The sequence below is a fragment of the Candidatus Pantoea gossypiicola genome (assembly GCF_008632075.1).
GTDB lineage: Bacteria > Pseudomonadota > Gammaproteobacteria > Enterobacterales > Enterobacteriaceae > Pantoea > Pantoea gossypiicola.
In genome coordinates, this window is the sequence record NZ_VWVM01000009.1 from 43,028 (window position 1) to 69,797 (window position 26,770).

Annotated in this window: 25 protein-coding genes; 3 read left to right on the plus strand and 22 right to left on the minus strand. The window is 56.3% G+C overall.

Annotated features, from left to right (window positions below; genetic code table 11):
• Positions 1-51 precede the first annotated feature (51 nt).
• The 13 genes from rpoS to cysG form a co-directional block, all read right to left on the minus strand.
• Positions 52-1,044 (minus strand): RNA polymerase sigma factor RpoS, encoded by a 993-nt coding sequence (gene rpoS, locus F3I20_RS13225; RefSeq protein ID WP_150014612.1) that lies wholly within the window; start codon positions 1,042-1,044, stop codon positions 52-54.
• Positions 1,045-1,101: 57 nt separating this feature from the next.
• Complete coding sequence (nlpD, locus tag F3I20_RS13230) at positions 1,102-2,202, minus strand: murein hydrolase activator NlpD (protein WP_150014614.1); 1,101 nt, start codon at positions 2,200-2,202, stop codon at positions 1,102-1,104.
• A gap of 162 nt (positions 2,203-2,364) precedes the next feature.
• Positions 2,365-2,991 carry a protein-L-isoaspartate(D-aspartate) O-methyltransferase gene (locus F3I20_RS13235; protein ID WP_150014616.1) on the minus strand — a complete coding sequence of 209 codons (627 nt, stop codon included), beginning with the start codon at positions 2,989-2,991 and terminating at the stop codon, positions 2,365-2,367.
• Positions 2,985-3,746 (minus strand): 5'/3'-nucleotidase SurE, encoded by a 762-nt coding sequence (gene surE, locus F3I20_RS13240; protein ID WP_150014618.1) that lies wholly within the window; start codon positions 3,744-3,746, stop codon positions 2,985-2,987. The genes F3I20_RS13235 and surE overlap by 7 nt, the downstream gene beginning before the upstream one ends.
• A 191-nt stretch (positions 3,747-3,937) precedes the next feature.
• Positions 3,938-4,978, minus strand: a complete 1,041-nt coding sequence (gene truD, locus F3I20_RS13245; RefSeq protein ID WP_150014620.1) for a tRNA pseudouridine(13) synthase TruD — start codon at positions 4,976-4,978, stop codon at positions 3,938-3,940.
• Positions 4,975-5,457: a 2-C-methyl-D-erythritol 2,4-cyclodiphosphate synthase gene (gene ispF, locus F3I20_RS13250; RefSeq protein ID WP_008927107.1), complete on the minus strand. Its 483-nt coding sequence runs from the start codon at positions 5,455-5,457 to the stop codon at positions 4,975-4,977. Before ispF ends, truD begins: the two co-directional genes overlap by 4 nt.
• Positions 5,457-6,173, minus strand: a complete 717-nt coding sequence (gene ispD / locus F3I20_RS13255) for a 2-C-methyl-D-erythritol 4-phosphate cytidylyltransferase (RefSeq protein WP_150014622.1) — start codon at positions 6,171-6,173, stop codon at positions 5,457-5,459. Before ispD ends, ispF begins: the two co-directional genes overlap by 1 nt.
• 3 nt (positions 6,174-6,176) lie before the next feature.
• Positions 6,177-6,494 carry a cell division protein FtsB gene (ftsB, locus tag F3I20_RS13260; protein WP_003849108.1) on the minus strand — a complete coding sequence of 106 codons (318 nt, stop codon included), beginning with the start codon at positions 6,492-6,494 and terminating at the stop codon, positions 6,177-6,179.
• A gap of 169 nt (positions 6,495-6,663) precedes the next feature.
• Positions 6,664-6,984 (minus strand): DUF3561 family protein, encoded by a 321-nt coding sequence (locus tag F3I20_RS13265; protein ID WP_150014624.1) that lies wholly within the window; start codon positions 6,982-6,984, stop codon positions 6,664-6,666.
• A 52-nt stretch (positions 6,985-7,036) separates the two neighbouring features.
• Positions 7,037-7,642: an adenylyl-sulfate kinase gene (gene cysC, locus F3I20_RS13270; RefSeq protein ID WP_150014626.1), complete on the minus strand. Its 606-nt coding sequence runs from the start codon at positions 7,640-7,642 to the stop codon at positions 7,037-7,039.
• Entirely contained in the window at positions 7,642-9,069 is a 1,428-nt protein-coding gene (gene cysN / locus F3I20_RS13275) for a sulfate adenylyltransferase subunit CysN (protein ID WP_150037772.1), read from the minus strand. The genes cysC and cysN overlap by 1 nt, the downstream gene beginning before the upstream one ends.
• Before the next feature lie 11 nt (positions 9,070-9,080).
• A complete protein-coding gene (gene cysD, locus F3I20_RS13280; protein ID WP_150014629.1) occupies positions 9,081-9,989 on the minus strand; it encodes a sulfate adenylyltransferase subunit CysD in 909 nt (302 codons plus the stop codon).
• Between the two features lie 9 nt (positions 9,990-9,998).
• On the minus strand, positions 9,999-11,414 hold the full coding sequence (gene cysG, locus F3I20_RS13285) for a siroheme synthase CysG (protein WP_150014632.1): 1,416 nt from the start codon (positions 11,412-11,414) through the stop codon (positions 9,999-10,001).
• A 365-nt stretch (positions 11,415-11,779) separates the two neighbouring features.
• On the opposite strand from cysG, the gene F3I20_RS13290 reads away from it, so the two are divergent.
• Positions 11,780-12,793 carry an aminopeptidase gene (locus tag F3I20_RS13290; RefSeq protein ID WP_150037773.1) on the plus strand — a complete coding sequence of 338 codons (1,014 nt, stop codon included), beginning with the start codon at positions 11,780-11,782 and terminating at the stop codon, positions 12,791-12,793.
• 9 nt (positions 12,794-12,802) lie between these two features.
• Positions 12,803-13,087, plus strand: coding sequence for a YciI family protein (locus F3I20_RS13295; protein WP_150014636.1), 285 nt, complete (start codon positions 12,803-12,805; stop codon positions 13,085-13,087).
• Positions 13,088-13,146: 59 nt separating this feature from the next.
• Here the strand turns inward: F3I20_RS13295 and F3I20_RS13300 are convergent, their stop codons facing one another.
• From F3I20_RS13300 to cysJ, 3 genes are read right to left on the minus strand one after another with little or no spacing between them, the layout of a single operon-like run.
• Positions 13,147-13,881 (minus strand): phosphoadenylyl-sulfate reductase, encoded by a 735-nt coding sequence (locus F3I20_RS13300; protein WP_150014638.1) that lies wholly within the window; start codon positions 13,879-13,881, stop codon positions 13,147-13,149.
• A complete protein-coding gene (gene cysI / locus F3I20_RS13305) occupies positions 13,878-15,599 on the minus strand; it encodes an assimilatory sulfite reductase (NADPH) hemoprotein subunit (RefSeq protein WP_150014640.1) in 1,722 nt (573 codons plus the stop codon). Before cysI ends, F3I20_RS13300 begins: the two co-directional genes overlap by 4 nt.
• The gene (cysJ, locus tag F3I20_RS13310; protein ID WP_150037774.1) at positions 15,599-17,410 is read right to left on the minus strand and encodes an NADPH-dependent assimilatory sulfite reductase flavoprotein subunit; all 1,812 of its coding nucleotides are present in this window, start codon (positions 17,408-17,410) and stop codon (positions 15,599-15,601) included. Before cysJ ends, cysI begins: the two co-directional genes overlap by 1 nt.
• 298 nt (positions 17,411-17,708) lie before the next feature.
• On the opposite strand from cysJ, the gene queD reads away from it, so the two are divergent.
• Positions 17,709-18,068 (plus strand): 6-carboxytetrahydropterin synthase QueD, encoded by a 360-nt coding sequence (gene queD / locus F3I20_RS13315; RefSeq protein WP_013358878.1) that lies wholly within the window; start codon positions 17,709-17,711, stop codon positions 18,066-18,068.
• A 93-nt stretch (positions 18,069-18,161) separates the two neighbouring features.
• Here queD and queE read toward each other — a convergent pair whose 3' ends face one another.
• The 6 genes from queE to rlmD form a co-directional block, all read right to left on the minus strand.
• Entirely contained in the window at positions 18,162-18,833 is a 672-nt protein-coding gene (gene queE / locus F3I20_RS13320) for a 7-carboxy-7-deazaguanine synthase QueE (RefSeq protein WP_150037775.1), read from the minus strand.
• A gap of 149 nt (positions 18,834-18,982) precedes the next feature.
• Positions 18,983-20,278: a phosphopyruvate hydratase gene (eno, locus tag F3I20_RS13325; protein WP_013358880.1), complete on the minus strand. Its 1,296-nt coding sequence runs from the start codon at positions 20,276-20,278 to the stop codon at positions 18,983-18,985.
• Between the two features lie 76 nt (positions 20,279-20,354).
• Positions 20,355-21,992 (minus strand): glutamine hydrolyzing CTP synthase, encoded by a 1,638-nt coding sequence (gene pyrG, locus F3I20_RS13330; RefSeq protein WP_013358881.1) that lies wholly within the window; start codon positions 21,990-21,992, stop codon positions 20,355-20,357.
• 230 nt (positions 21,993-22,222) lie between these two features.
• Positions 22,223-23,011 (minus strand): nucleoside triphosphate pyrophosphohydrolase, encoded by a 789-nt coding sequence (mazG, locus tag F3I20_RS13335; RefSeq protein WP_150014646.1) that lies wholly within the window; start codon positions 23,009-23,011, stop codon positions 22,223-22,225.
• Between the two features lie 156 nt (positions 23,012-23,167).
• Positions 23,168-25,399: a GTP diphosphokinase gene (gene relA, locus F3I20_RS13340; RefSeq protein WP_150037776.1), complete on the minus strand. Its 2,232-nt coding sequence runs from the start codon at positions 25,397-25,399 to the stop codon at positions 23,168-23,170.
• A 29-nt stretch (positions 25,400-25,428) separates the two neighbouring features.
• Positions 25,429-26,745 carry a 23S rRNA (uracil(1939)-C(5))-methyltransferase RlmD gene (rlmD, locus tag F3I20_RS13345; RefSeq protein ID WP_150037777.1) on the minus strand — a complete coding sequence of 439 codons (1,317 nt, stop codon included), beginning with the start codon at positions 26,743-26,745 and terminating at the stop codon, positions 25,429-25,431.
• Between the last annotated feature and the right edge of the window lie 25 nt (positions 26,746-26,770).

Below are 26,770 nucleotides of genomic sequence, written 5' to 3' on the forward strand. Positions count from 1 at the left end.
TGGTTTTCACCACCGCTTTTTGCATTCGCACTCAGACTACCTTACAGACGATTATTCACGAAACAGTGCTTCAATGCTGAGGCCCTGACCCTGCAGGATTTCTCGCAGACGGCGCAAACCTTCAACCTGAATCTGACGTACACGCTCACGAGTTAAGCCGATTTCACGACCCACATCCTCAAGCGTTGCCGCTTCATAGCCTAACAGGCCGAAACGACGTGCCAGCACTTCACGCTGCTTGGCGTTCAGTTCGAACAGCCATTTGACGATGCTTTGTTTCATATCATCGTCCTGCGTGGTGTCTTCAGGGCCGTTGTCTTTCTCATCGGCCAGAATATCCAGCAGCGCTTTTTCAGAATCACCGCCCAATGGCGTATCAACTGAGGTAATGCGTTCGTTGAGACGTAACATACGGCTTACGTCCTCAACAGGTTTATCAAGCTGATCGGCGATCTCTTCCGCACTCGGCTCATGGTCGAGCTTGTGGGAAAGTTCACGCGCAGTTCGCAGATAAACATTCAGTTCTTTCACAATGTGAATCGGCAGACGAATGGTACGGGTTTGATTCATGATCGCCCGTTCAATGGTCTGACGAATCCACCAGGTAGCGTAGGTTGAAAAACGGAACCCGCGCTCGGGGTCAAATTTCTCAACGGCACGAATCAGGCCGAGGTTACCTTCTTCAATCAGGTCCAGCAGTGCCAGACCGCGATTGCTGTAACGACGGGCGATTTTCACTACCAGGCGTAAGTTACTTTCGATCATGCGGCGACGGGAAGGGATATCACCCCGCAATGCACGGCGAGCAAAGAAAACTTCTTCCTCTGCCGTTAACAACGGAGAATAGCCAATCTCCCCAAGATAGAGCTGCGTCGCATCTAATACACGCTGCGTCGCACCCTGTGATAGCAACTCTTCTTCCGCTACGTCGCTATCACTGGCTTCGTTTTCAACGAGTGCCTTCTCGTCAAAAATTTCAGCTCCGTTCTCATCGAATTCCGCGTTCTCATGTAACTCGTTTACTTTCAGCGTATTCTGGCTCATAAGCGGCTCCTACCCGTGATTCCAGGGCAGAACATAAAACAATGTTGTTCTGCCGGATTATCGCTGCGGTAAATAACGCAACGGGTTTACGGATTTCCCCTTGTAACGAATTTCAAAGTGTAATCTGACTGAACTGGTTCCGGTGCTACCCATGGTAGCGATCTTCTGCCCCGCCTTAACTTCCTGTTGTTCCCGAACCAGCATTGTATCGTTGTGGGCGTAGGCGCTCAGGTAATCATCGTTGTGTTTAATGATGATTAAATTACCGTACCCCCGGAGTGCGTTACCTGCGTAAACCACGCGTCCTGAAGCAGTGGCAACCACAGATTGTCCGCGCGTTCCGGCGATATCGATCCCTTTATTGCCACCTTCGGCGGCAGAGAAGTTATCGATAATCTTCCCATCGGTCGGCCAGCGCCAGCTTCCGACCGGCGTTGAACTGTTGGTGGTACTGCTCACCGTTGGGGGGGCGGTCACGACTGGAGCTGTTGTCGTTGCAACATTTGCTCCTTTCGAAGGCAACAATTTGCTGCCGCCCGAATTACCTGAATCATCAGAATACGTAATAACAGGTTGCTGTGCAACAGCAGGCGATTTAATTTGTGGTGCCGCCGGAACGCCGCCCTGCGTTGCATCAGCAACGGTAATGGGATTGCCACCGGTAATCGGCTGCCCCGCCCCGTTACCAATCTGTAAAGTCTGGCCCACATTCAGGTTGTATGGCGCGGCAACGTTGTTGCGCTGGGCTAAATCACGGAAATCATTGCCGGTAATCCAGGCAATGTAAAATAAGGTGTCTCCGCGCTTAACGGTATACGTTTCACCGGAGTAGCTACCCTTAGGAATATTCTGGTAACTGCGATTGTACACTATCCGGCCGTTTTGCGTCTCAACATTACTGTTGGTACTAATCATTCCGCCATTGCTGGGGACAGATGCTGAATTTCTGCTTAACATTTGTCCCTGAGACGGCGCGGCAGGCACACCACCCGAAACCGGGCCTGCCCCAGCCTGGCTGTTCATCATGCCGCCATCATCGCCAACGCGACTGATGGGTGCCTGTGAGTTGTCGCCGGAGCTGCAGCCTGCCAGCCAGAATCCTACCAGTGAAAGTGCCGCCAGACGGCGTAACTGAAAAAGTGTGCTTCCCGTGCTCATTAATCCCCCGTGATGGCAACGCTGATCTATCTGTTTCACTGTACCGGCCAGCAGAATGCTCTGCGCAGCGCGATAAAATCTGTGTTTTCGTTGAATAAACTGGATAGTAACAATATCAACCAGGTGGTGCCATGAAACAGTTGTGAAGAAATACGAAGAGCATCAGGCGAGATCGCCCTGCACCAGCGGAACAAAACGCACCGGTTCAATAATCTCTTCCGTAACTTCTGCGCCCTGGCGACGCAGGCGCTTCAGTACCTGCTGATCTTCACCAACCGGCAGCACCATAATGCCGCCTTCTGCCAGTTGTGCTATCAGCGCAATCGGAATTTCCGGTGGAGCGGCGGTAACAATAATGGCATCGAACGGACCGCGAGAAGGCCAGCCCTGCCAGCCATCGCCATGGCGGGTGGAGACATTATGCAGATCCAGCTGTTTCAGACGACGTTTGGCCTGCCATTGCAGCCCTTTGATGCGTTCCACTGAATAAACATGGTCTACCAGATGGGCAAGAATCGCTGTCTGATACCCGGAACCCGTACCAATCTCCAGTACACGCGAATGCGGATTCAGGCCGAGTAACGCGGTCATCCGCGCGACCATATAAGGCTGTGAGATCGTCTGACCGGAGCCGATAGGCAAGGCCACATTGTCCCAGGCTTTATGCTCAAACGCCTCGTCGATAAACCGTTCGCGTGGCACCTCGCTGATGGCTGTCAGCAGGTTCTCATCATCAATGCCCTGCTGACGCAGTTGTGACAGCAATGTCTCAATACGCCGATTCACCATGCCAGGTTCACCTCAGCTTTCGCCAGCCAGTCACTGAGCACGTTCTGCGCGCTGTGCGCCGTTAAATCGACATGCAGTGCGGTCACAGAAACGTAACCCTGATCCACGGCGGCAAAGTCCGTATCCGGGCCCGCATCCAGTTTTTCGCCCGGCGGGCCAATCCAGTAGAGGGTATTGCCCCGCGGATCCTGCTGCGCAATCACCTGATCCGCCGGATGGCGACTACCACAACGCGTCACGCGGATGCCTTTAAGTTCGGCCAGCGGCAGATCGGGGACATTGATGTTAAGAATACGGCCGGTACGCAGCGGTTCATGCGTCAGCGCCCTGAGGATAGCGCAGGTCACCGCTGCCGCGGTGGCGTAGTGCTGATGGCCGTTAAGTGAAACCGCTATCGCCGGTAAACCCAGATGTCGCCCTTCCATCGCCGCCGCCACCGTGCCGGAGTAGATGACATCATCGCCCAGATTGGGACCGGCATTGATGCCTGACACCACAATATCAGGACGCGGCTGCATCAGCGCATTCACCCCAAGATAGACGCAGTCGGTCGGGGTGCCCATCTGAACCGCGATATCGCCGTTTTCATGGGTGAAAGTACGCAGAGGCGTTTCCAGCGTTAAGGAGTTGGAGGCACCGCTTCGGTTACGATCGGGAGCCACAACCTGCACGTCAGCAATCTGCCGCAGAGCGTTTGCCAGAGTCTGAATGCCTGGCGCATGAATGCCGTCATCGTTGCTGAGCAATATCCGCATTTCGTTCTGACCTTTTTTTATTCGACTGGTCGCCGTGACTGAACCTGTTTGAACGGCATGGCAACAGGTGATGAATGGACAGCGATTTTTGCATTCTAGCGAGGCACGCAAGGAAGTGGTAGGCGTAAATCACACGACGGTGGGGGTTTGCCGCAACATTACCCACAAGTCGGGTCATGTTGCAGCGAAGATTACTCATCAGGCTGATCGGGCGAATCCGTTTGAGTCAGCAGCTCGCGGACGACGCTGGTGGCAAAGCTACCCGCAGGCAGCCAGAATGCCAGTTCCAGCGTGACATCATCCCACCAGCTCCACTGCATATCGCGCGGCACCACCAGCATGGCGCGGCGGGCAGCATCGATCTTCTCACGTTCGATCAACCCCAGCAGCAGCGACGCATCCGCCAGCGCCTGCTGTTCAAAGGCCAGCGCGTCAGCCTGCGGACCAGGCTCGCCGCGTCCCGGCAGCGGCGCGGTAATGCGCAGCTCATGCTGTTCAACCCGGCGCTGTGACTCGGCGAGTTCATCAGGCTGGGCGACAAACCAGCTGCCACGGCCAGTCAGCTGTAAAGCATCACCATTGAGAACCTGCGTCAGGCTGCCCTGCTGTTGCAGACGCGTACTGGTCACCTGATTAAACAGCGCACTGCGTGCGGCAGAGAGCATCAGGCTGCGCTTGTTGCGGTCGCGAATAATAATCTCATTGCGCGCCCACTTCTCCGCCATCACCAGGTTATTGCCGCCGCGACCAAAACGCTGTTCACCAAAATAGTTGGGCGCGCCCGCATCGCGAATCTGCGCCAGACGCTTTTCAACCGCATCACGATCGCTGATCTGGCGGATAACCAGCCGGAACGCATTCCCCGCCAGTGCGCCGATGCGCAGCTTACGCTTGTGGCGCACCACCTGCAGAATGTCGACGCCCTCAAGCGAAAAACCGCGCAGATCGGGCATCGCATTGCCTGGCAGACGAAAACAGAGGGTCTGCTCCGTGACCGCATGGCGATCTTTCATCCCGGCATAGCTCATGTCGCGCTGATGAATACCAAGATACTTAGCCAGCGCCTCCGCCACAAAGCGGGTATTCGCGCCGACTTTACGGATACGCACCAGCAGATGCTCACCTTCCCCATCCGCGCTATACCCGAGGTCTTCCACCACCACGAAATCTTCCGGATTGGCTTTGATCACGCCGACGGCTGTGGGCGTGCCGTGCAGGTAACTCAGCGTCATTGGCTGTCAGCTTTCAGGACTAACGCGACCGCTTCACAGGCGATGCCTTCGCCGCGCCCGGTAAAGCCGAGCTTCTCGGTGGTGGTCGCTTTGACGTTGACCGCATCCATATGGCAGCCTAAATCTTCTGCGATGTTAATACGCATCTGTGGCACGTGCGGCAGCATTTTCGGTGCCTGAGCAATAATCGTGACGTCGACATTACCGATACGATAACCTTTGGCTTCGATACGACGCCAGGCCTCGCGCAGCAGGCCGCGGCTGTCCGCCCCTTTAAAGGCCGGATCGGTGTCGGGAAACAGTTTGCCGATATCTCCCATCGCCACTGCGCCCAGCAGCGCGTCAGTCAGCGCATGCAGCGCCACATCGCCATCCGAATGGGCGATAAAACCGTGTTCAAACGGGATTCGCACACCGCCAATCACTAACGGACCTTCTCCGCCAAAGGCGTGAACGTCAAAACCGTGACCGATACGCATCATGCGCTCTCCTTTAATTGAATCTGACTCAGATAAAAAGCCGCCAGCGCCAGATCTTCTGGCCGGGTGACTTTAATGTTATCACTGCGTCCGCTGACTAACAGCGGATGGTAGCCGCAATACTCCAGCGCCGAGGCCTCATCCGTTATGGTTGCGCCCTCGGTCAGCGCCCGCGTCAGGCAGGCGGTGAGCAGCGCATGCGGGAAAAATTGCGGCGTTAAGGCGTGCCAGAGATCGTCACGTTCTACAGTATGGGCCACTGCCGCTTTGCCCGGCTCGCCCCGCTTCATCGTGTCGCGCACGGGCGCGGCCAGAATTCCACCCACGTGGCTCTGTTCGCGCACGTTGAGCAGTTGCTGGAGATCGTCGGGATGCAGACAGGGACGCGCAGCGTCATGGACCAGCACCCAGGCGGAACCCTGTGCGGCCTGGAGTCCGGCCAGCACCGATTCGGCACGGGTCTCTCCGCCTGTGACCCTGACTACGCGCGGATCGCGTGCCAGCGGCAGGGAAGCAAAGTGCTCATCATCGGGGCTGAGGGCAACAATCACCTGTCTGATAGCGGGATGGGAAAACAGACGTGCAATGCTGTGTTCCAGAAGGGTGTGCTGACCAATCGTCAGATACTGCTTTGGACAGGTTGCCTGCATGCGGCTGCCGATCCCGGCAGCGGGCACCACGGCAATCACATCCGCAAGGGAGGCCAGAGTGTTCATGTTTTATCGTTGTAGGTTTTGCGCTGATTGTTGCGCGTTGCGTTTGTTCTGGTCAGGCACCAGACGATAGAAGGTCTCACCGGGTTTAATCATGCCCAGTTCATTGCGCGCACGCTCCTCGATCGCTTCCGAGCCGCCATTGAGATCGTCAATTTCGGCAAAAAGCTGATCGTTTCGCGATTTAAGTTTGGCATTGTTTGCCTGTTGTACCGCGACATCATCATTGACGCGCGTATAGTCATGGATGCCATTTTTCCCCAGCCACAATGAATATTGCAGCCAGCCGAGCAGCACCAATAACAGTAACGTCAGTTTTCCCATCCCGCCCCCTAAAAACGGCACAATCATCCCATAACTTTGCACAGGACTCCACACCAGCCGCGAAAATGGCGCGCTTTGCTGTGCGTCCAGGTAATCAGTACCGAATCTGGCGGGAAAAGATTTGTAACCTGCCGATGCGTTTGCACATCAGCACGGGCGCAGTGATGGCTTACCAGCCGGAGAGAAAGGAGAACATTAACCAGAAAAGCGTGACCACCATAATCACCGTGGCGAGCGCGGCCCAGAGCCACTGTCCGCTCAGCAGCGTATTCAGTGCAATCCCCGTAACCACGGCGACAGGCAACAGCGCCAGAAAAAATGGCCAGGTATAGAGAAAGAAAAACAGCGTGTTAGAGCCGAACAGCAGGAACGGGATCGCCAGCGCACACCAGTAAGCAAGAAAACCGATAACGCCGCCCGGCAACAATGAGCGTGGCTCATCCGGGGCTGAGTCATCTTTACGGGCGAGCATGGGGGTAATGTTCTGCATAGGCATCCTGTTGGCGCGAGGGCGGCAGATCAGACGATCCGCCGCTGTCTCTTCAGGATCTGATGATATCGCGGTCACGCAGCAGGTCTAACAATTGGGCGGCCAGTTTTGTAACCAATTGTTCGCCATCCAGCTGAATTTCCGGGCTCTCCGGAGCTTCATAAACGCTGTCGATACCGGTGAAGTTTCGCAGTTCTCCGGCACGGGCTTTGCGATATAACCCTTTCGGATCGCGCGCCTCACACACCGCTAACGGCGTATCGACAAACACCTCGATAAACTGTCCCGGTTCCAGCAGATCGCGCACCATCTGCCGCTCGGCGCGATGCGGTGAAATAAAGGCGGTGAGTACCACTAATCCGGCATCCACCATCAGTTTCGCCACTTCGCCGACCCGACGGATATTCTCTTTACGGTCGTCATCGCTGAAACCGAGGTCACGGCACAGGCCGTGACGCACATTATCCCCATCCAGCAGATAGGTGCTGACACCGATGCGGTGCAGCGCCTGCTCCAGCGCACCGGCAACAGTCGATTTCCCCGAGCCCGACAGCCCGGTGAACCACAGCACCACGCCCTGATGGCCGTGCTGCTGCTCGCGAGAAGCACGAGTTACCGGATGGTCATGCCACACCACGTTATCATCGTGCTGCGCCATTATTGACCGCCCAGCAGGTCGCGCGCATTCCAGTGCGGGAAGTGACGGCGCACCAGCGCATTCAGTTCCAGCTCAAACGCGCTGAACTCACCGCTGTTAACCGGCACATCATGATTTGGCTGATGGATCATGCCGGCACCTACAGTGACGTTGCTCAGGCGATCGATAAAGATCATGCCGCCGGTCACCGGATTCTGCTGATAGCTGTCGAGCACCATCGGTTCATCAAAGGTGATCTCAATGCGACCAATACCGTTCAGCGGCAGCGAATCGACCTGACGCGTCTCCAGCGAGTTGATCTCAACCTGATGCAGCACCTTCTCAACGCGACCACGCGTTTTCTTACCGGCGATTTTCAGGTCATAGCTCTGACCGGCCTGCAATGGCTGTTCCGCCATCCAGACCACATCAACGCTGGCAGACTGCACCGCAGCCAGCGCGTCGCTGGCATCCACCAGCAGATCGCCACGGCTGATATCAATTTCATCCTGCAGCACCAGCGTAATCGCTTCGCCTGCACCCGCTTCCTGCAGATCGCCATCAAAAGTCACAATGCGGGCAATGGTCGACTCCACGCCAGACGGCAGCACTTTTACGCGCTGGCCTACCTGCACGCTGCCCGACGCCAGCGTACCGGCATAGCCACGGAAATCCAGATTCGGACGGTTCACATACTGCACCGGGAAACGCATCGGCTGATGATCAACTACGCGCTTCAGCTCCACGGTTTCCAGCACATCCAGCAGCGTCGGGCCGCTGTACCACGGCATAGTCTGACTGGCAGAGGCGACGTTATCTCCTTCCAGCGCTGACATTGGCACAAAGCGGATATCAAGGTCTTCCGGCAACTGGGCAGCAAAGTCGAGGTAATCCTGTTTAATCTGCTCAAAGCGTGCCTGATCGTACGCCACCAGGTCCATCTTGTTGATCGCCACCACCAGGTGTTTGATGCCCAGCAGCGTCGAGATAAAGCTGTGACGGCGAGTCTGATCCAGTACGCCTTTACGTGCATCGATCAGCAGGATCGCCAGATCGCAGGTTGACGCGCCGGTTGCCATGTTGCGGGTGTACTGCTCATGTCCCGGCGTATCGGCGATAATAAACTTACGCTTTTCGGTCGAGAAGTAGCGGCAGGCAACATCGATGGTAATGCCCTGCTCACGCTCAGCCTGCAGGCCATCCACCAGCAGCGCCAGATCAAGCTTCTCGCCCTGGGTACCGTGACGTTTGCTGTCATTGTGCAGTGAGGAAAGCTGATCTTCATAGATCTGACGGGTGTCGTGCAGCAGACGCCCAATCAGGGTACTTTTTCCGTCGTCGACGCTGCCGCAGGTCAGAAAACGCAGCAGGCTCTTATGCTGTTGAGCGGTCAGCCAGGCTTCAACGCCGCCCTGGTCGGCAATCTGTTGTGCAATTACGGTATTCATCTGGCGTCTCCTTAGAAATAACCCTGGCGTTTTTTCAGTTCCATCGAACCGGACTGATCGCGATCGATCATGCGGCCCTGACGCTCGCTGGTAGTGGAGACCAGCATCTCTTCGATGATCGCTGGCAGCGTCTGCGCTTCGGACTCTACCGCCCCGGTCAGCGGCCAGCAGCCGAGCGTACGGAAACGGACCATCCGCTGGGTGATCTCTTCACCCGGCTGCAGGTTGATGCGATCGTCATCGATCATCATCAGCATGCCATCACGCTCCAGCACCGGACGCGGTGCGGCGAGATAGAGCGGCACGATCTCAATGTTTTCCAGGAAGATGTACTGCCAGATATCCAGTTCGGTCCAGTTCGATAGCGGGAAGACGCGGATGCTCTCGCCCTTATTAATCTGGCCGTTGTAATTGTGCCACAGCTCAGGACGCTGGTTTTTCGGGTCCCAGCGGTGGAAGCGGTCACGGAAGGAGTAGATACGCTCTTTGGCGCGTGACTTCTCTTCATCGCGACGTGCGCCGCCAAAGGCCGCGTCAAAACCATATTTGTTCAGCGCCTGCTTCAGCCCTTCCGTCTTCATGATGTCAGTGTGTTTGGCACTGCCGTGGACAAACGGGTTAATCCCCATCGCCACGCCTTCCGGGTTGCGGTGAACCAGCAACTCTGCGCCCATCGCTTTCACGGTGCGGTCGCGAAATTCGTACATTTCACGGAATTTCCAGCCGGTATCCACATGCAGCAGCGGGAACGGCAGCGTGCCCGGATAAAAGGCTTTACGCGCCAGATGCAGCATCACCGAGGAGTCTTTGCCGATGGAATACATCATCACCGGGTTGCTGAACTCCGCCGCCACTTCGCGAATGATGTGGATACTCTCCGCCTCCAGCTGACGCAGATGAGTGAGTCGTTTTTGGTCCATGATTTTCCCTCAAGCCAGATTGACAACGGCGGACTCGCGAGTCCCCTGCTGTGCTGAATGTTTAAACCAGGCGAGTTGCCCGTGCAGATTAACCACCTCTCCGATCACCAGCAGCGCCGGAGTAGGTGCCGAGGCGGCCAGCGCCTCAAGTTGTTCTAAGGTGCCGGTGAGCACCTGTTGATCCTGACGGGTGCCGCGACTGATCACCGCCACGGGCGTTGATGGTGCGCGACCGTGCTGAATCAGCGCCGCGCTGATAGCAGCCGCTTTAACCGTGCCCATGTAGATCGCCAGCGTCTGACGCGCACGCGCCAGCGATGGCCAGTCGATATCATCGCCATCGGGACGGCAGTGACCGGTAATAAACATCACGCTCTGCGCGTAATCGCGGTGGGTCAGCGGAATACCGGCATAGGCCGTCGCACCGGCAGCCGCGGTGACGCCCGGCACTACCTGGAACGGCACGCCCGCCTGCTGTGCCGCCTGCAGCTCTTCGCCGCCGCGGCCAAAGATAAAGGGATCGCCACCCTTGAGGCGGACAACGCGCTTACCTTTCAGGGCCAGTGAAACCAGCAACTGATTAATCTCTTCCTGGGGTAACGTATGCGCGCTGGCGCGTTTACCGACGCAGATGCGGTCGGCGTCGCGACGCACCAGGTCCAGCACCTCTTCGCTGACCAGATGGTCGTAGAGCACTACATCGGCTAACTGCATGACCTGCAGGCCACGTAGCGTCAGCAGGCCGCTGTCGCCCGGCCCGGCACCTACCAGAAAGATCTCGCCCTGACGGGTTGGCTCTTCCAGCAGTTCACGATCCAGCGTGCGCTTCGCCTCTTCGACGTTACCGGCTGACATCTGACTGGCGAACAGACCGTCGAAGGCCCGCTCCCAGAAACGACGACGATCGGACATGCGGCTGAAGCGCTGTTTAACTTTATCGCGCCAGAGTCCGGCGACCTCCGCCATCTGACCAAGACTGGCGGGCAGCAACGTTTCGATTTTTTCGCGCAGCATGCGTGCCAGCACCGGTGCGGTGCCGCTGGAGGAGATCGCCACCACCAGTGGTGAACGGTCAACAATCGACGGGAAGATAAAGGTACATTTTGGCTGGTCGTCGACCACGTTAACCAGCTTATGCCGCGCGTTAGCAGCTTCAAAAACCTGGGCGTTGAGATGATTATCGTCCGTGGCAGCAATCACCAGGAAAACACCATCCAGCTGGGCCGGGTCAAACGCGGTCGCCACCCACTCCAGCTCCTGCTTATCCAGCAGTGCCTGCAGTTCCGGGCAGAGTTCACGCGAGGCGATCTGAACGCGTGCGTGCGCGCGACGCAGCAGTTCAATTTTTCGCGCCGCAATATCTCCACCGCCGACAACCAGAACCGGGCGGCCAGAGAGATCGGCAAAAAGAGGCAAATAGTCCACGTTAACCCTGATGATTTAACTTTGTATTAACGCGACTATACGTCGCTGAGTTTATCCAGATGAAATTACGAATTGGAATGAGTAGTTACCGAATGGAATAACGACACCGCAAAGCACAGAACAATTTGATCTTAGCAGATGAAATGTAATGGCTTTTTCGTGAACAGGCTCACACATTCACATTTACTTACGCCACTGTAAAAGCAGATAAGTGCCAGCGATAAATGTGCGTGGGTGCTTTCGCTCAGAGCAGCGCCCGATTCCGCTACCCAGCTCGCAGAACAAAAGGGGTATAATGCGCGCGGCATGAGCAGGCCCGGCCCGCATGCCTGTTGGCTCCCGGATAATGAAAAAAAGGATGCACTATGTTTTGTTCCCTCCGCCTGAGGGTTGCGACAGTTTTGTTGAGCGCACTCATTTCCCCGCTGGCCCTGGCCGCGCCAGCGGGTCAGTTTGCCGAACAGCAGGTCCGGCACATCGCCACTTATTTTCCTGGCCGCATGAGTGGTAGTCCGGCTGAGCTGATGGCCGCTGACTATCTGCAACAGCAATTTACCGCGCTGGGGTATAAAACCGATACCCGCCAGTTCAACACCGGCTATAAGTGGCAGGAAGATGACGGCACGCAGCGCTGGCATAAGCTCACGGCCACCTCGGTAATTGCCGCTCGTGCAGGCAGCGTGCCGCAGGAGATCCTGATCGTGGCGCATCTGGATACCTGGACGCCACAGAACAGTAGCCAGGTCCATCATAATCTGGGCGGCTTACGTCTGCAGGGCGTCGACGATAATGCGTCGGGTCTTGGCGTGATGCTGGAGCTGGCACAGCAGCTGAGTCACAAACCGCTGCACTATGGCATTCGCTTTGTGGCGCTGAGCGCCGGAGAAGCGGACCTGCATGGCATGGATGATTATGTTGAGCGGATGAGCACGCGCGAGAAGAAGAACACGCTGCTGGTTATCGATCTGAACAGCCTGATCACCGGCGATCATCTCTATTTCAACAGCGGCATGAACACGCCCCGTGCGGTGCGCAAGCAGACCAGCGACCGCGCTCTGCTACTGGCCCGTCAGCTGGGCATTCCCGCTGCCAGCCACCAGCTGAATCGTAAAGACTTCAACGGTCTGAATGCCTTCGACAGGGCAGGCTTTCCGCTGCTGGATGTCACCGCCAGCAACTGGACGCTGGGAAATAAAGATGGCGCATTACAGCGTCATCGCAGCCACCACTTTCCAGATGGCATGACCCGTCATCAGACTGACCTGGATAATCTGAACTATCTCGACCGCTGGCTGCCGGGCCAGATAGCGCTGCGAACCCGCGACAGCGTTCGCGTGCTGCTGCCGCTAATCAGCGAACTGACCAATCCTAAAGTATGAGGATCTGACATGTACGTCATTTTTCTGAATTATGTTCGTCCGGTAGAAGAGGTTGAAGTGCTGCTGGCAGGCCATATCGACTGGCTGGATCGCTATTTTGATGCGGGCTTTTTTATTGCCGCGGGACGTAAAGATCCACGTACGGGCGGCATGTTGCTGGTCAGGGAGATGGAACGTGAAAAGCTGGATGCGATATTAGCGGAAGATCCGTTTGTCGCCGTGGCAGAGTATGAGGTGACGAAGGTGAATGTGACGCGCGAAGCGGAGGCGTTTGCCGGATTAAAAGGCGTTTAGCTGCCTGACTGACTGCGCGAAGACATTCTCTCCCCCTCGCGGGGGAGAGAAGCACGGCATCAGCCTTCGTGCAGACCACACTCGCGCTTGAGACCGAAAAAGCGCGTCTCTTCTTCTGCCATACCCGGCTCCCATTTGCGGGTGGTATGGGTATCACCTACTGAAAGATAGCCTTCATCCCACAGCGGATGGTACTTCAGCTTGTGCTGTTCCAGGTACTGATGAATCTGGCGGTTATCCCAGTCAATAATCGGCAGCAGCTTAAAGACGCCACGCTGCACGCCCAGCACCGGCAGATTCGCCCGGCTGCCGGACTGATCGCGGCGCAGGCCGGCAAACCAGGTCTGGGCACCCAGGGTTTCGATAGCCCGGTTCATCGGCTCGACTTTATTGATCTCGTTATATTTCTCAATCCCCTCGACGCCCTGCTCCCACAGCTTGCCGTAGCGCGCTTCCTGCCAGGCCGGTGAGGTTTCGGCGCGGAACACTTTGAGGTTGAGATTGAGCTGGTCCGCCAGCTCATCAATAAAACGATAGGTCTCCGGGAAGAGATAGCCGGTGTCGGTCAGTATCACCGGAATATCGGGCTGCTGACGCGTCACCAGGTGCAGCGACACCGCGGCCTGAATACCGAAGCTGGAGGAGAGCACATAGGCTCCCGGTAAATTCTCCAGCGCCCAGCTGACCCGCTCTTCTGCTGACGCCTTCTCCAGCTGCGCATTGGTCGCCGCCAGCGCCATAGCGCGCTGGACTTTGGACATCTCATTCAGTGCTGCGAGGTCAGGATGACTCATTTTGCCTCCTCCCAGAAGTCGCGTGCCGGGTCCAGCACCGGCGCGACAATGCCCGCGCGGATGGTGAAGTCACCAAAGCCTTCTGCCGCCTGGCGCTCGGTGGCCCAGCGTCCCACCAGCTCATCAATGGTGGCGAGAATTTCGCTTTCGTTAATGTTCTCACGGTACATGCGGGGAATACGCGTTCCGGTGCGGTTTCCGCCCAGATGCAGGTTATAGCGGCCTGGCGCTTTACCCACCAGACCCAGCTCTGCCAGCATGGCACGACCACAACCGTTCGGACAACCGGTAACGCGTAACACTATGTGCTCATCACCGACGCCGTGAGCATGCATGATGCCCTCGACTTTGGTCACAAACGCGGGCAGGAAGCGTTCGGCTTCTGCCATCGCCAGCGGACAGGTCGGGAACGCAACGCAGGCCATGGAGTTTTCGCGCTGTGGCGTCACATGATCCATCAGACCATGTTCGCGGGCGATCGCTTCAATCTGCGCTTTTTCGCTTTCCGGCACGCCCGCCACAATCAGGTTCTGGTTGGCCGTCAGGCGGAAGTCACCCTGATGGATTTTCGCAATTTCGGCAATGCCGCTCTTCAGCGGACGGCCCGGATAGTCAAGCAGGCGACCATTCTCGATAAACAGCGTCAGGTGCCATTTATTGTCGATGCCTTTAATCCAGCCAATGCGATCGCCACGGGTGGTAAATTCATACGGGCGGATCGGCTCAAAGGTCACACCGGCTCGTTTTTCCACTTCCGCTTTAAAGGTTTCGACGCCAACGCGTTCCAGGGTGTACTTGGTTTTGGCATTTTTACGGTCGGTTCGGTTACCCCAGTCACGCTGGGTGGTGACGACCGCTTCAGCCACGTCGAGGATCTTATCTACCGGGAAGTAGCCAAACTCGCTGGCGGTGCGTGCGTAAGTCGCTTTGTTGCCGTGCTCGATCGACAGGCCACCACCCACCAGCAGGTTGAAGCCCACCAGCTTGCCGTTCTCGGCGACGGCGACAAAGTTCAGATCGTTGGCGTGCAGATCCACATCGTTATGCGGCGGGATCACCACGGTAGTTTTGAATTTACGCGGCAGATAGGTTTCACCGAGGATCGGCTCTTCATCTGTTGTCGCGACTTTTTCTTTATCCCACCAGATTTCTGCATAGGCACGGGTGCGCGGCAACAGATGCTCGGAGAGCTTCTTCGCCCACTCATACGCTTCCTGATGCAGTTCCGACTCAACCGGGTTCGACGTACAGAGCACGTTACGGTTGACGTCGTTGGCGGTCGCCAGCGCATCCAGTCCCACTTCATGCAGCATCTGATGCGTCGGCTTGACGTTCTTCTTCAGAATGCCGTGAAACTGGAAGGTCTGACGGTTGGTCAGACGGATGCTGCCATAAAGGGTTTTATCGGTAGCAAATTTGTCGATGGCCAGCCACTGCGTCGGCGTAATGATGCCGCCCGGCAGTCGGCAGCGCAGCATCATGGCGTGCCGCGGTTCCAGCTTCTGCTCCGCACGTTCGGCACGAATGTCGCGATCGTCCTGCTGGTACATGCCGTGAAAACGGATCAGCAGGAAGTTGTCGCCAGTAAAGCCGCCAGTCAGACCCTCTTCCAGATCTTCTTTGATAGTGCCGCGCAGATAGTTACTCTGCTTCTTCAGGCGCTCAGCGTCGGTTAATTTGCCTTCTACAACCAGCGGTCCAGGGTGTTTATCGCTCATTAGTAAACGTCTCGCTGATAACGGCGCTCAATGCGCAGCTCACTTAAAAATTCGTCGGCCGTTTCACGATCCATTCCGCCGTGTTCGACCACCACATCCAGCAATGCCTGCTCGACGTCTTTTGCCATACGATTTGCGTCGCCACAGACATAAAGATGCGCGCCCTCTTCAATCCAGCGCCAGACTTCGGCCCCTTTCGCGCGGATCTTATCCTGTACGTAAATCTTCTCTGCCTGATCGCGTGACCAGGCAAGGTCGATATTCGTCAGCAGGCCATCCTTCACATATTTCTGCCACTCCACCTGATAGAGGAAATCGTCGGTGAAGTGCGGATTACCAAAGAATAGCCAGTTTTTGCCGCTGGCACCGTCGTTGTCGCGCTGCTGCATAAAGGCGCGGAACGGCGCGATGCCGGTGCCCGGGCCAATCATGATCACCGGCGCATCCGGATTAGTCGGCAGGCGGAAATTATCGTTGTGCTCGATGAAGACGCGGACTTCGCCCTCTTCTTCGAGGCGATCGGCCAGCCAGGTCGATGCACCGCCGCCGCGCTGGCGACCTTCAATATCGAAGCGCACTGCACCCACAGTGATGTGCACTTCGGTGTCGGTTTCGGCCTGCGAAGAGGCGATAGAGTAGAGTCGCGGCGTCAGCGGTCGCAGCAGGCCGGTCAGCTGTTCTGCCGTGAGTTCAGCCGGAGCCAGACGCACCATATCCACAATCGGATAGTGCTGCGCATAGTGCTGCAGCCGGGCTTTATCATCCACCAGCGCCAGCAGCTCCGCATTACGTGACAGCTGGGCATACTGCGCGACGATCTGCGCGGTATTCACCGTCAGCTCGAAATGCTTTTGCAGCGCCTCCGCCAGCGGCAGGGTTTTGCCCTGAATCTCTACCGGCTCATCGCCTTTCAGCCAGACCAGCTCCAGCAGTTCACTGACCAGCGCCGCGTCATTTTCATACCAGACGCCCAGCGCATCGCCAGGCTGGTAGCGCAGACCGGAGTCGCCCAGATCAATTTCGATATGGCGCACATCTTTATCTGAGTCACGTCCGGTAATTTTCTGATTCACCGCCAGACTGGCGCTGAGTGGAGACTCTTTGCTGTAGGGACTGGTGGTCACTTCATTAACGCTGCCTGCCGCTGTCGCCGCAGCCTGCGCCGGGGATTCGGTCGGCACGCGCTGTTTCAGAATGTCGGTCAGCGCGGTACGCCAGGCGGAGGCCTGCTCTGCATACTCGACATCCGCATCAACGCGATCCAGCAGACGCTCGCCACCCAGCTCTGCCAGACGGCTGTCAAAATCTTTGCCTGCCTGACTGAAGAATTCATAAGAGGTGTCGCCCAGGCCAAACACCGCAAAGGCCGCACCCTCCATTTTCGGTGCCTTCTTCGACATCAGGAATTTATGCAGCGCAACCGCCTCTTCCGGCGGCTCACCTTCGCCCTGAGTAGAGGTGACGACCACCAGCATTTTTTCCTGGCCAATCTGCTTAAACTTGTAATCACCAGCATTCACCAGGTTTACGTTCAGCTTCGCAGCCAGCAGGTCATCCCGCAGCTGCTCAGCCAGACGACGGGCGTTGCCGGTCTGGGAAGCGGAAAGCAAGGTAATAACCGGCGTTTCAGCGGCGGGCGCGGACGGTGCGCTGCTGGCGACGGCGCTACCCGGCGTCTGCTCTACCCGGCCCCAGAAATAGCCTGACAGCCACGCCAGTTGAGTCGGGGAATAATCTGTCGTCGCCGCCTGTAAGCGGGCGAGTTGTTCCGGGGAGAGCGGAAGCAGTGAACCAGGTGCCTGAGTCGTCATCGCGTTAAAAATTCCAGTATCAGAAGTCCGGACCGTAAAGTGGCGGAAGAGTGCGTAGGTTACCGGGCTGTATATTAACGATTAAATACGCCTTCGACATATCAAATAACCAAAATGACTAAGTGGTTTTTCTGGTAGAGGTAATCGTTAAAACTGGTAAGTAAACGGGTGATTTATCAGTTAATTAGCTGGACACGATCCGGCAATCGGATGTGAAAGTATCGCTTTGTGCGGCGCGGGTGCGAAAAAAGCGGTAATCAGGTAGAATTCAGCGGTTTTTTAATGTCTGAGAACCACTATGTCTACCACCTTGTTTAAAGAGTTCCAGTTCGAAGCCGCGCACCATCTTCCGAATGTGCCGGCCGGACACAAATGTGGCCGTCTGCACGGTCATTCGTTCCTGGTTCGTCTGGAGATTACCGGCGAAGTGGATGCGCATACCGGCTGGGTTATGGATTTTGCTGAACTGAAAGCGGCGTTTAAGCCTCTGTACAATCGGCTGGACCACTACTATCTGAATGATATTCCTGGCCTGGAAAATCCCACCAGCGAAGTGCTGGCAAAATGGATCTGGGATCAGATGAAGCCGCAACTGCCGCTGTTAAGCGCGGTCATGATCAAAGAAACCTGCACCGCAGGCTGCGTTTACCGCGGCTAAGCCTGTCGGATCGAGCCTTTCGATCCGACGCTGTTTCGCTTCCATCCCGCATCAAGCCCCTTCCCTGTGGTTAACCGCTCAGCACACTTTTTATCAGGCGATATTGAGATATTTATGGGTCTGCATCGACAGACGCCAGTTGCGGGCAATGCAGGTCTCAATGCAGAGTCGGGTAGCATCGTCTTTGCGGCTGATAGGCTGCAGAGCGATGATTCGGCTTTTGGTGTCATTAATCCCCGCCAGCAGCCCATCCAGTGCGTCCACATCACGCTGACGCGCCACCGGATGTTTAATTTCATCGGCCCGGCTCAGCGCCTGGGGCAGCACATCGTAGCCGCCGCGCATGTTGACCTTCGGCGAAACAGTGACCCAGGTCTGTTCGGAGCAGTGGATCTCGTGAGTGCCGCTGGTCTCAATCTGACACTGGAAACCGTGCTGTTCCAGAATCGTGGTTAACGGACGCAGGTCGTAAATCGCCGGTTCGCCACCGGTGATCACCACATGACGCGCCGTCCAGCCCTGCTGTTCGATGGTACGAAGCAGGGTCGCTGCATCGGCATCGCCCCAGGCGTCGCTCTCCACCGTTTTGATCAAAATATCGCCCAGCGACGTTTCGCGATCTGCCCGCTTTTCCCAGGTGTGTTTGGTATCGCACCAGCTACAGCCCACCGGGCAGCCCTGCAGGCGGATGAAAATGGCAGGCACGCCGGTGTAATAACCTTCGCCCTGCAGCGTCTGGAACATTTCGTTAATCGGGTAGAACATTTTTTACTCGCCTGGATAAATCGGGGCGCTGATTATGCCAGCGTGTACCGCACAACAACAGCTGCGCGACACGAAAAAGCAAAAGCCCCGCACAAGGCGGGGCTTTCAGCGTATGCGATGCCGCTTAACGCGCCATCAGCACAGGGTCATTACTGACCTTTAACTTCTTTCAGACCGTTGAATGGCGCTTTAGAACCCAGCGCTTCTTCGATACGGATCAGCTGGTTGTACTTAGCAACACGGTCAGAACGGCTCATTGAACCCGTTTTGATCTGGCCCGCTGCAGTACCTACCGCCAGGTCAGCGATGGTGGCATCTTCAGTTTCGCCTGAACGGTGAGAGATCACGGCAGTGTAGCCCGCATCTTTCGCCATTTTGATCGCAGCCAGGGTTTCGGTCAGAGAACCGATCTGGTTGAATTTGATCAGAATGGAGTTAGCGATACCTTTATCGATACCTTCTTTCAGGATTTTGGTGTTGGTTACGAACAGGTCGTCGCCCACCAGCTGGATTTTATCGCCCAGCACTTTGGTCTGGTAAGCAAAGCCGTCCCAGTCAGATTCGTCCAGGCCATCTTCGATAGAGACGATCGGATACTGTTTAGTCAGATCTTCCAGGAAGTGGGTGAACTCTTCAGAAGTGAACGCTTTACCGCCTTCACCGGCCAGAACATATTTGCCATCTTTGTAGAACTCAGATGCCGCACAGTCCATCGCCAGGGTGATGTCTTTGCCCAGCTCGTAGCCTGCTGCTTTTACCGCTTCAGCGATAACCGCCAGCGCTTCGGCGTTGGAACCCAGGTTAGGCGCGTAGCCGCCTTCGTCACCGACTGCCGTGCTCATGCCTTTGCTTTTCAGCACTTTTGCCAGGTTGTGGAATACTTCAGAACCCATACGGATAGCTTCTTTAACGTTAGAAGCGCCAACCGGCTGGATCATGAATTCCTGGATGTCGACGTTATTGTCGGCATGTTCGCCACCGTTGATGATGTTCATCATAGGCAGTGGCATAGAGTATTTGCCTGGGGTGCCGTTCAGCTCAGCGATGTGCTCATACAGCGCCTGACCTTTAGAAGCTGCAGCTGCTTTAGCTGCTGCCAGTGACACAGCCAGAATGGCGTTAGCACCGAAGTTAGATTTGTTCTCAGTACCGTCCAGGTCGATCATGATCTTATCGATGTTCGCCTGATCTTTCGCGTCTTTGCCTTTTACCGCTTCAGCAATCGGACCATTTACTGCAGCAACGGCTTTGGTTACGCCTTTGCCCAGGAAACGTGATTTGTCACCGTCACGCAGTTCCAGCGCTTCGCGTGAACCGGTAGAGGCACCTGATGGCGCAGCGGCCAGGCCTACAAAACCGCCTTCCAGATGCACTTCAGCTTCAACAGTCGGGTTACCACGTGAGTCGATAATTTCGCGACCGATGACTTTTACGATTTTGGACATTACGATTTTCCTCAGTACAAGTTAGTCAATCCTAAGACAGACAACGCGCGAAAAGTTCGCGCGTTGTCTGTGAAACTTACTTCGCTAAACGCTTCTGATGCTCATGCGCGGCTTTAACAAAGCCGGCAAACAACGGATGGCCGTCGCGTGGGGTCGAGGTAAACTCAGGGTGGAACTGGCAGGCCACAAACCACGGATGGTTCGGGATCTCGATAATCTCAACCAGTTGATCATCACCAGAGCGACCTGCTACGCGCAGACCGGCTGCTTCAATCTGCTTTAACAGCATATTGTTCACTTCATAGCGGTGGCGATGGCGCTCAACGATGGTGTCAGAGCCGTAGAGCTGGCGAACCTGGCTGCCCGGCGTTAACTGACACTGCTGGCTGCCCAGACGCATGGTGCCGCCCAGATCGCTCTGCTCGCTGCGGACTTCGACGTTGCCTTCTTCGTCGCGCCATTCGGTGATTAACGCCACCACCGGGTATTTACAGTCTGGCACAAATTCGGTGGAGTTGGCGCCCGGCATCCCGGCGACATTGCGCGCAAACTCCATCAGCGCAACCTGCATGCCCAGGCAGATGCCGAGGTACGGCACGTTGTTTTCACGTGCGTACTGCGCGGTCATCAGCTTGCCTTCCACACCACGGTAGCCGAAGCCGCCCGGGATCAGAATCGCATCCAGATCTTTCAGTAATTCGACTCCGCGGGATTCTACATCCTGCGAATCGATCAGTTTGATGTTCACGGTGACGCGATTTTTCAGGCCGCCATGTTTCAGCGCTTCGATGACGGACTTGTAGGCATCCGGCAGCTCAACATACTTGCCCACCATACCGATGGTGACTTCACCACCCGGATTGGCTTCTTCGTAGATTACCTGCTCCCACTCGGCCAGGTTGGCTTCCGGTGCATTCAGGTTGAAGCGCTTGCAGATATAGTCATCCAGGCCCTGCGACTTGAGCATGCCAGGAATCTTATAGATGGAGTCAACGTCTTTCAGCGAGATAACCGCTTTTTCAGGGACGTTACAGAACAGGGCGATTTTGGCACGTTCGTTGGCCGGTACGGCACGGTCAGAACGGCAAATCAGCACATCTGGCTGGATACCAATCGACAGCAGCTCTTTTACGGAGTGCTGAGTCGGCTTGGTTTTCACTTCACCCGCCGCCGCCATGTACGGGACCAGCGTCAGGTGCATATACATGGTGTGTTCGCGACCCACATCCACGGCCATCTGGCGAATCGCTTCCAGGAACGGCAGCGATTCGATATCCCCTACCGTGCCGCCGATTTCGACCAGCACCACATCATGACCTTCACCGCCTTCAATAATGCGCTCTTTGATGGCGTTGGTGATGTGCGGGATAACCTGAATGGTTGCGCCCAGATAGTCGCCACGGCGCTCTTTGCGCAGGACTTCTGAGTAGATACGGCCTGTGGTGAAGTTGTTACGACGCGACATTTTGGTGCGGATGAAACGCTCGTAGTGACCCAGATCCAGATCGGTTTCAGCGCCGTCATCAGTGACGAAAACTTCGCCGTGCTGGGTCGGGCTCATGGTGCCTGGATCTACGTTGATATACGGGTCCAGCTTCATGATGGTCACGTTCAGACCACGAGCTTCGAGAATGGCTGCGAGGGAGGCGGCGGCAATGCCTTTACCCAGAGAGGAAACGACCCCGCCGGTCACAAAAATATAATTCGTTGTCATGCTGAACCTGAGAGTTTAGGTTTAAAGACGGTGGAATAACCAGGACGGGAAAACAGTATACTGGAAACCGCTATCAGCCACAATTGATGAATCACAGCCATCCTCCAACGCATTGCTGCGTCATAACATAGCCGATAGCTGCCCATGAAATGTTGATGTGCGTCACAAAGTTATTGCCGCGCTGAAACGAGTAAGCACAAGTGGCGATTTTATGCACAGCGCTGGAATAATCAGCTTTTTTCGCCCTGTTTTACCTGCTGCCAGGCCGCTTCCATCTGCTCCAGCGTGGCACCCGGCATGCTTAATCCCTGTGCTGCGATGATCGCTTCGACTTCGCGAAACCGGCGCTCGAACTTATCATTCGCCTTTTGCAGCGCCGTTTCCGCTTTGCTGCCAAGATGACGCGACAGGTTAACGGTGGCGAACAGCAGGTCACCAATTTCCTCTTCCAGCTTTTCGCTGTCCACCACGCTTTGCTGCGCTTCGTGCATCACTTCATCAATCTCTTCATGCACTTTTGCCACTACCGGCCCCAGCGTGGTCCAGTCAAATCCCACATTGTGACAGCGTTTCTGAATCTTATGGGCGCGCATCAGTGCGGGCAATGCTTTAGGGATATCGTCCAGCGCCGAATGCTGCGCTTTATCAGCCCGCTCGGCGGTTTTAATCGCTTCCCAGTTTTTCAGCACGTCGCTGCTGGTTTCTGCCCTGGCATCGCCAAAAATGTGCGGATGACGGCGCTCCAGCTTGTCACTGATGGCGTGACAGATATCCTCAAAATTAAAGCGCTCCTGTTCGCTGGCCATCTGCGCATAAAACACCACCTGAAACAGCAGATCGCCCAGTTCGCCGCGCAGATCGTCAAAATCTTCGCGCTGGATGGCGTCCAGCACTTCGTAGGTCTCTTCCAGCGTATAGGGGGCGATAGAGGTGAAGGTCTGTTCACGATCCCACGGGCAGCCATGCTGGGGATCGCGCAGGGTTTTCATGATGCCAAGCAGGCGCTCAATAGCGTTCATTCGGGTGGATCCTTGATTGATGGTCAGATGACAGGGAACAGAGAGGCGCATGGCAGGCGCTGACGGATGCAGTAACGCACGTCCGTCAGCGCCCTGGGGTGCAGATTGCGCCCGCGCAACCGCACGCTGCCGGTTGCCGCTGGGCCTGACTGACAATCAGTGCAGGCGGCGGGCGTCAATGATATCAGAGACCTGGTTCAGGCGCGCCAGAACACGTCCCAGTACCTGATGGTTGTAGATCTCAATATCCATGTCGATGGTCGCCAGCTGCTTTTTCGTGTCGCTGCGGCTTGAGACACCCAGTACATTCACTTTTTCGTTGGCGAGAATGGTGGTGATGTCACGCAGCAAACCGCTGCGATCGTTGGCGGTGACGCGCACCACCAGTGAGTATCCACTGGAGTAGCTCTCGCCCCACACGGCATCGACGATACGTTCCGGCGCATGTGAAATCAGTTCAGAGAGCTGGTCGCAGTCGGCGCGGTGAATTGAGATGCCGCGCCCCTGGGTAATGAAGCCCACAATGTCATCGCCCGGAATCGGCTGACAGCAGCGGGCAATGTGGTGCATCAGATTGCCCACGCCCTCGACGACCACGCGTCCACTCTCTTTGCGCGCGGGCTGCGAGTAGGATTTCTGGGTCAGCTGGCGCAGCGCTTCGCGATCTTCCTCTTCCGCACTCGGCTTGTTGAGCTTCGCCTGCAGGAAGTTCACCATCTGGTTAAGACGAATATCACCGCCGCCAATCGCCGCCAGCAGCTCTTCCAGTGAGGTCACGTTGTAGCGCGGCAGCAGCAGTTTTTCCGCTTCGCGCAGGCTGATATCGAGCTGATTCAGTTCGTTATCCAGAATCTGCCGTCCGGCGATAATGTTCTTGTCGCGATCCTGCTTGCGGAACCAGTTGTGGATCTTCGAGCGTCCACGGCTGGTGGTGATATAGCCCAGATTCGGGTTGAGCCAGTCGCGGCTCGGGTTCGGCTGTTTCTGGGTGATCACTTCAACCTGATCGCCCATCTGCAGCTGATAGGTGAACGGCACGATGCGGCCACCGATTTTTGCACCGATGCAGCGGTGACCGATATCACTGTGGATATGGTAGGCGAAGTCGAGCGGCGTCGAACCGGCCGGCAGATCCACCACGTCACCTTTCGGCGTAAAGACGTAGACCCGGTCATCGAACACCTGACTGCGGACCTCCTCCAGCAGCTCGCCGGAGTCGGCCATCTCTTCCTGCCAGCTAATCAGCTTACGCAGCCAGGCGATACGCTCTTCATGACCCGCAGCGCCGCGCGCGCTGCTGGAGGTTGGTCCCTCTTTATATTTCCAGTGCGCCGCCACGCCCAGCTCGGCATCTTCATGCATCTGGCGGGTACGGATCTGGATTTCCACCGTTTTGCCCTGCGGGCCTAACACCACGGTATGAATCGACTGATAGCCGTTGGGTTTCGGGTTAGCGACGTAGTCATCAAACTCGCTGGGCAGATGGCGATAGAGTGTATGCACCGTGCCCAGCGCGCCGTAGCAATCCTGCAGGCGATCGGCCACGATGCGCACCGCCCGCACGTCAAACAGCTCATCAAAGGCCAGCGACTTTTTCTGCATCTTACGCCAGATGCTGTAGATATGTTTCGGACGACCGTAGACCTCGGCGCGCACGCCCTCTTTAGCCATCTCTTTACGCAGGTTGCTGACGAAGTTGTCGATATACTGCTCGCGGTCGATACGCCGCTCATGCAGTAACCGGGCGATATGCTTGTATTCGTCGGGATGCAGATAGCGGAAGCAGTAATCTTCCAGCTCCCATTTGAGCTGACCGATACCGAGACGGTTGGCCAGGGGCGCATAGATGTTGGTGCTCTCTTTGGCGGCCAGCACCCGCAAATCTTCCGGCGCATCTTTCATTTCGCGCAGGTTCATGATGCGTTCGGCCAGCTTGAGCACCACGCAGCGGAAATCTTCCACCATCGCCAGCAGCATGCGGCGGACGTTATCGACCTGTTCAGAGGCCATAGAGTCGTTGTGGATCGCTTTCAGCTGTCGGATGGCGTCCATATCGCGCACGCCGTGTACCAGCGAGACGATGCCTTTACCGACGGCGGTTTCCAGTTCCTCTTCACTCACCACTTCATCGTTAGCCAGCGGGAAAATCAGCGCCGCACAGAGGCTTTCAATATCCATGCTGAGCATCGAGAGGATTTCCACCATCTCGATACCGCGCCACAGCAGCAGCGACTGATCGGGATGGCCCTGCGTCTGCGCTTCGCAGTAGCGCCAGGTCTCAGCAACGCGTTGACAGGATTGCGGGTTGGCAATACCGAGACTGGCGATCCACTGGTCGAGGGCGAAATCCCCCTCAGTATTTAAATGCGCACTTCTGACCGCAACCATAACCTCTCCTGCACAACGACATTCATCGCTTATGTTTTTCTGAACAGCACCATGGATTCGAGATGACGGGTATGTGGGAACATATCCAGCATCGCGACCCTTTCCAATTGGTAGCCTGCCGACAGCAATGTCTGGCTGTCGCGGGCGAGTGTTGTGGGATTACACGAAACATAGACCACGCGTTCTGGTGCAAGTTTAACCACATGCGCCATGACGCCCGCAGCCCCGGCGCGTGCCGGATCGAGTAATACCTTGTTAAATCCCTGTGCCGCCCACGGCTGGCGCGACACCTCTTCTTCCAGATTATGCTGAAAGAAACTGACATTTTTAAGATTATTCAAATCAGCATTATACGCTGCCTGCCGCACTAATGCTGCAATCCCCTCCACACCAACCACATTTTGTACGAAGATTCCTATAGGAAGTGTGAAGTTTCCCATGCCGCAAAACAGATCCAGAACCCGGTCTTCCGGTTGCAGATCGAGCCAGGCGATCGCCTTCGCAACCATCTGCTGATTAACACCATCGTTAACCTGAATAAAATCCTGTGGACTGAAGGTTAGCTTAAGCTGGTGAGATTGATAAAACGGCATCCACTCGCTTAACGCGGTCAATGCTTCTTCACCCGCATCCAGGAACAGCATCAGCTGATGCTTATGCGAAAACTGTTCCAGTTTTTCACGATCGTCCGGATGCAGCGCATCAAGATGGCGCAGGATCATCAGCGGGCCGTTATCCGCCAGCACCAGTTCCACATGTCCGAGACGCCTGACGGCGCGCAACGCATTGAGGCATTGGTGCAGCGGAACCAGTAACGCTTCAAGTTCGGGCACTAAAACGGGGCAGTGCTGAATATCGACCAGATCGTTGCTGGCTTCCTGGCGGAAACCCATCTGTAAGCGTTGCGCTTTATTTTGCCATTGCAGACCCAGACGGGCACGACGACGGTAGCCCCAGGGCTGACCGGCGATCACCTCATCTACGGCCACGTCCTGTGCTGCGGCCTGGCTCAGCATCCGGCTCAGCGCCTGGGATTTGCTCTGCTGTTGCAGCGCCACATCGGCATGCTGCTGCTGGCAGCCGCCGCAGCGATCGTAATGCGGACAGCGCGGCGTGACGCGCTCCGGGCTGCGGCTAATCAGTCGTGTCACTTTCGCACGGGCAAATTGACGTTTATCCTCTGTCAGCACGACCTCCGCCTGTTCACCCGGCAGAGCACCCGTGACAAAAAGGGTTTTGCCCTTGTGGCGCGCCACCCCCTGACCGAACGGATCGAGCTCATCAATGGTGACCGTGATCCGTTGTTGCGTCGTCACGCGCTGTTTTGCAACGTAAAATTGCGCCATAGTGTTATTCATTCTCTTTATCGAA

Coding starts and splice junctions, on each gene's coding strand:
- rpoS (WP_150014612.1), bottom strand. CDS start 1,044: ATGAGCCAGAATACGCTGAAAGTAAACGAGTTACATGAGAACGCGGAA.
- nlpD (WP_150014614.1), bottom strand. CDS start 2,202: ATGAGCACGGGAAGCACACTTTTTCAGTTACGCCGTCTGGCGGCACTT.
- F3I20_RS13235 (WP_150014616.1), bottom strand. CDS start 2,991: ATGGTGAATCGGCGTATTGAGACATTGCTGTCACAACTGCGTCAGCAG.
- surE (WP_150014618.1), bottom strand. CDS start 3,746: ATGCGGATATTGCTCAGCAACGATGACGGCATTCATGCGCCAGGCATT.
- truD (WP_150014620.1), bottom strand. CDS start 4,978: ATGACGCTGAGTTACCTGCACGGCACGCCCACAGCCGTCGGCGTGATC.
- ispF (WP_008927107.1), bottom strand. CDS start 5,457: ATGCGTATCGGTCACGGTTTTGACGTTCACGCCTTTGGCGGAGAAGGT.
- ispD (WP_150014622.1), bottom strand. CDS start 6,173: ATGAACACTCTGGCCTCCCTTGCGGATGTGATTGCCGTGGTGCCCGCT.
- ftsB (WP_003849108.1), bottom strand. CDS start 6,494: ATGGGAAAACTGACGTTACTGTTATTGGTGCTGCTCGGCTGGCTGCAA.
- F3I20_RS13265 (WP_150014624.1), bottom strand. CDS start 6,984: ATGCAGAACATTACCCCCATGCTCGCCCGTAAAGATGACTCAGCCCCG.
- cysC (WP_150014626.1), bottom strand. CDS start 7,642: ATGGCGCAGCACGATGATAACGTGGTGTGGCATGACCATCCGGTAACT.
- cysN (WP_150037772.1), bottom strand. CDS start 9,069: ATGAATACCGTAATTGCACAACAGATTGCCGACCAGGGCGGCGTTGAA.
- cysD (WP_150014629.1), bottom strand. CDS start 9,989: ATGGACCAAAAACGACTCACTCATCTGCGTCAGCTGGAGGCGGAGAGT.
- F3I20_RS13290 (WP_150037773.1), top strand. CDS start 11,780: ATGTTTTGTTCCCTCCGCCTGAGGGTTGCGACAGTTTTGTTGAGCGCA.
- F3I20_RS13295 (WP_150014636.1), top strand. CDS start 12,803: ATGTACGTCATTTTTCTGAATTATGTTCGTCCGGTAGAAGAGGTTGAA.
- F3I20_RS13300 (WP_150014638.1), bottom strand. CDS start 13,881: ATGAGTCATCCTGACCTCGCAGCACTGAATGAGATGTCCAAAGTCCAG.
- cysI (WP_150014640.1), bottom strand. CDS start 15,599: ATGAGCGATAAACACCCTGGACCGCTGGTTGTAGAAGGCAAATTAACC.
- cysJ (WP_150037774.1), bottom strand. CDS start 17,410: ATGACGACTCAGGCACCTGGTTCACTGCTTCCGCTCTCCCCGGAACAA.
- queD (WP_013358878.1), top strand. CDS start 17,709: ATGTCTACCACCTTGTTTAAAGAGTTCCAGTTCGAAGCCGCGCACCAT.
- queE (WP_150037775.1), bottom strand. CDS start 18,833: ATGTTCTACCCGATTAACGAAATGTTCCAGACGCTGCAGGGCGAAGGT.
- eno (WP_013358880.1), bottom strand. CDS start 20,278: ATGTCCAAAATCGTAAAAGTCATCGGTCGCGAAATTATCGACTCACGT.
- pyrG (WP_013358881.1), bottom strand. CDS start 21,992: ATGACAACGAATTATATTTTTGTGACCGGCGGGGTCGTTTCCTCTCTG.
- mazG (WP_150014646.1), bottom strand. CDS start 23,011: ATGAACGCTATTGAGCGCCTGCTTGGCATCATGAAAACCCTGCGCGAT.
- relA (WP_150037776.1), bottom strand. CDS start 25,399: ATGGTTGCGGTCAGAAGTGCGCATTTAAATACTGAGGGGGATTTCGCC.
- rlmD (WP_150037777.1), bottom strand. CDS start 26,745: ATGGCGCAATTTTACGTTGCAAAACAGCGCGTGACGACGCAACAACGG.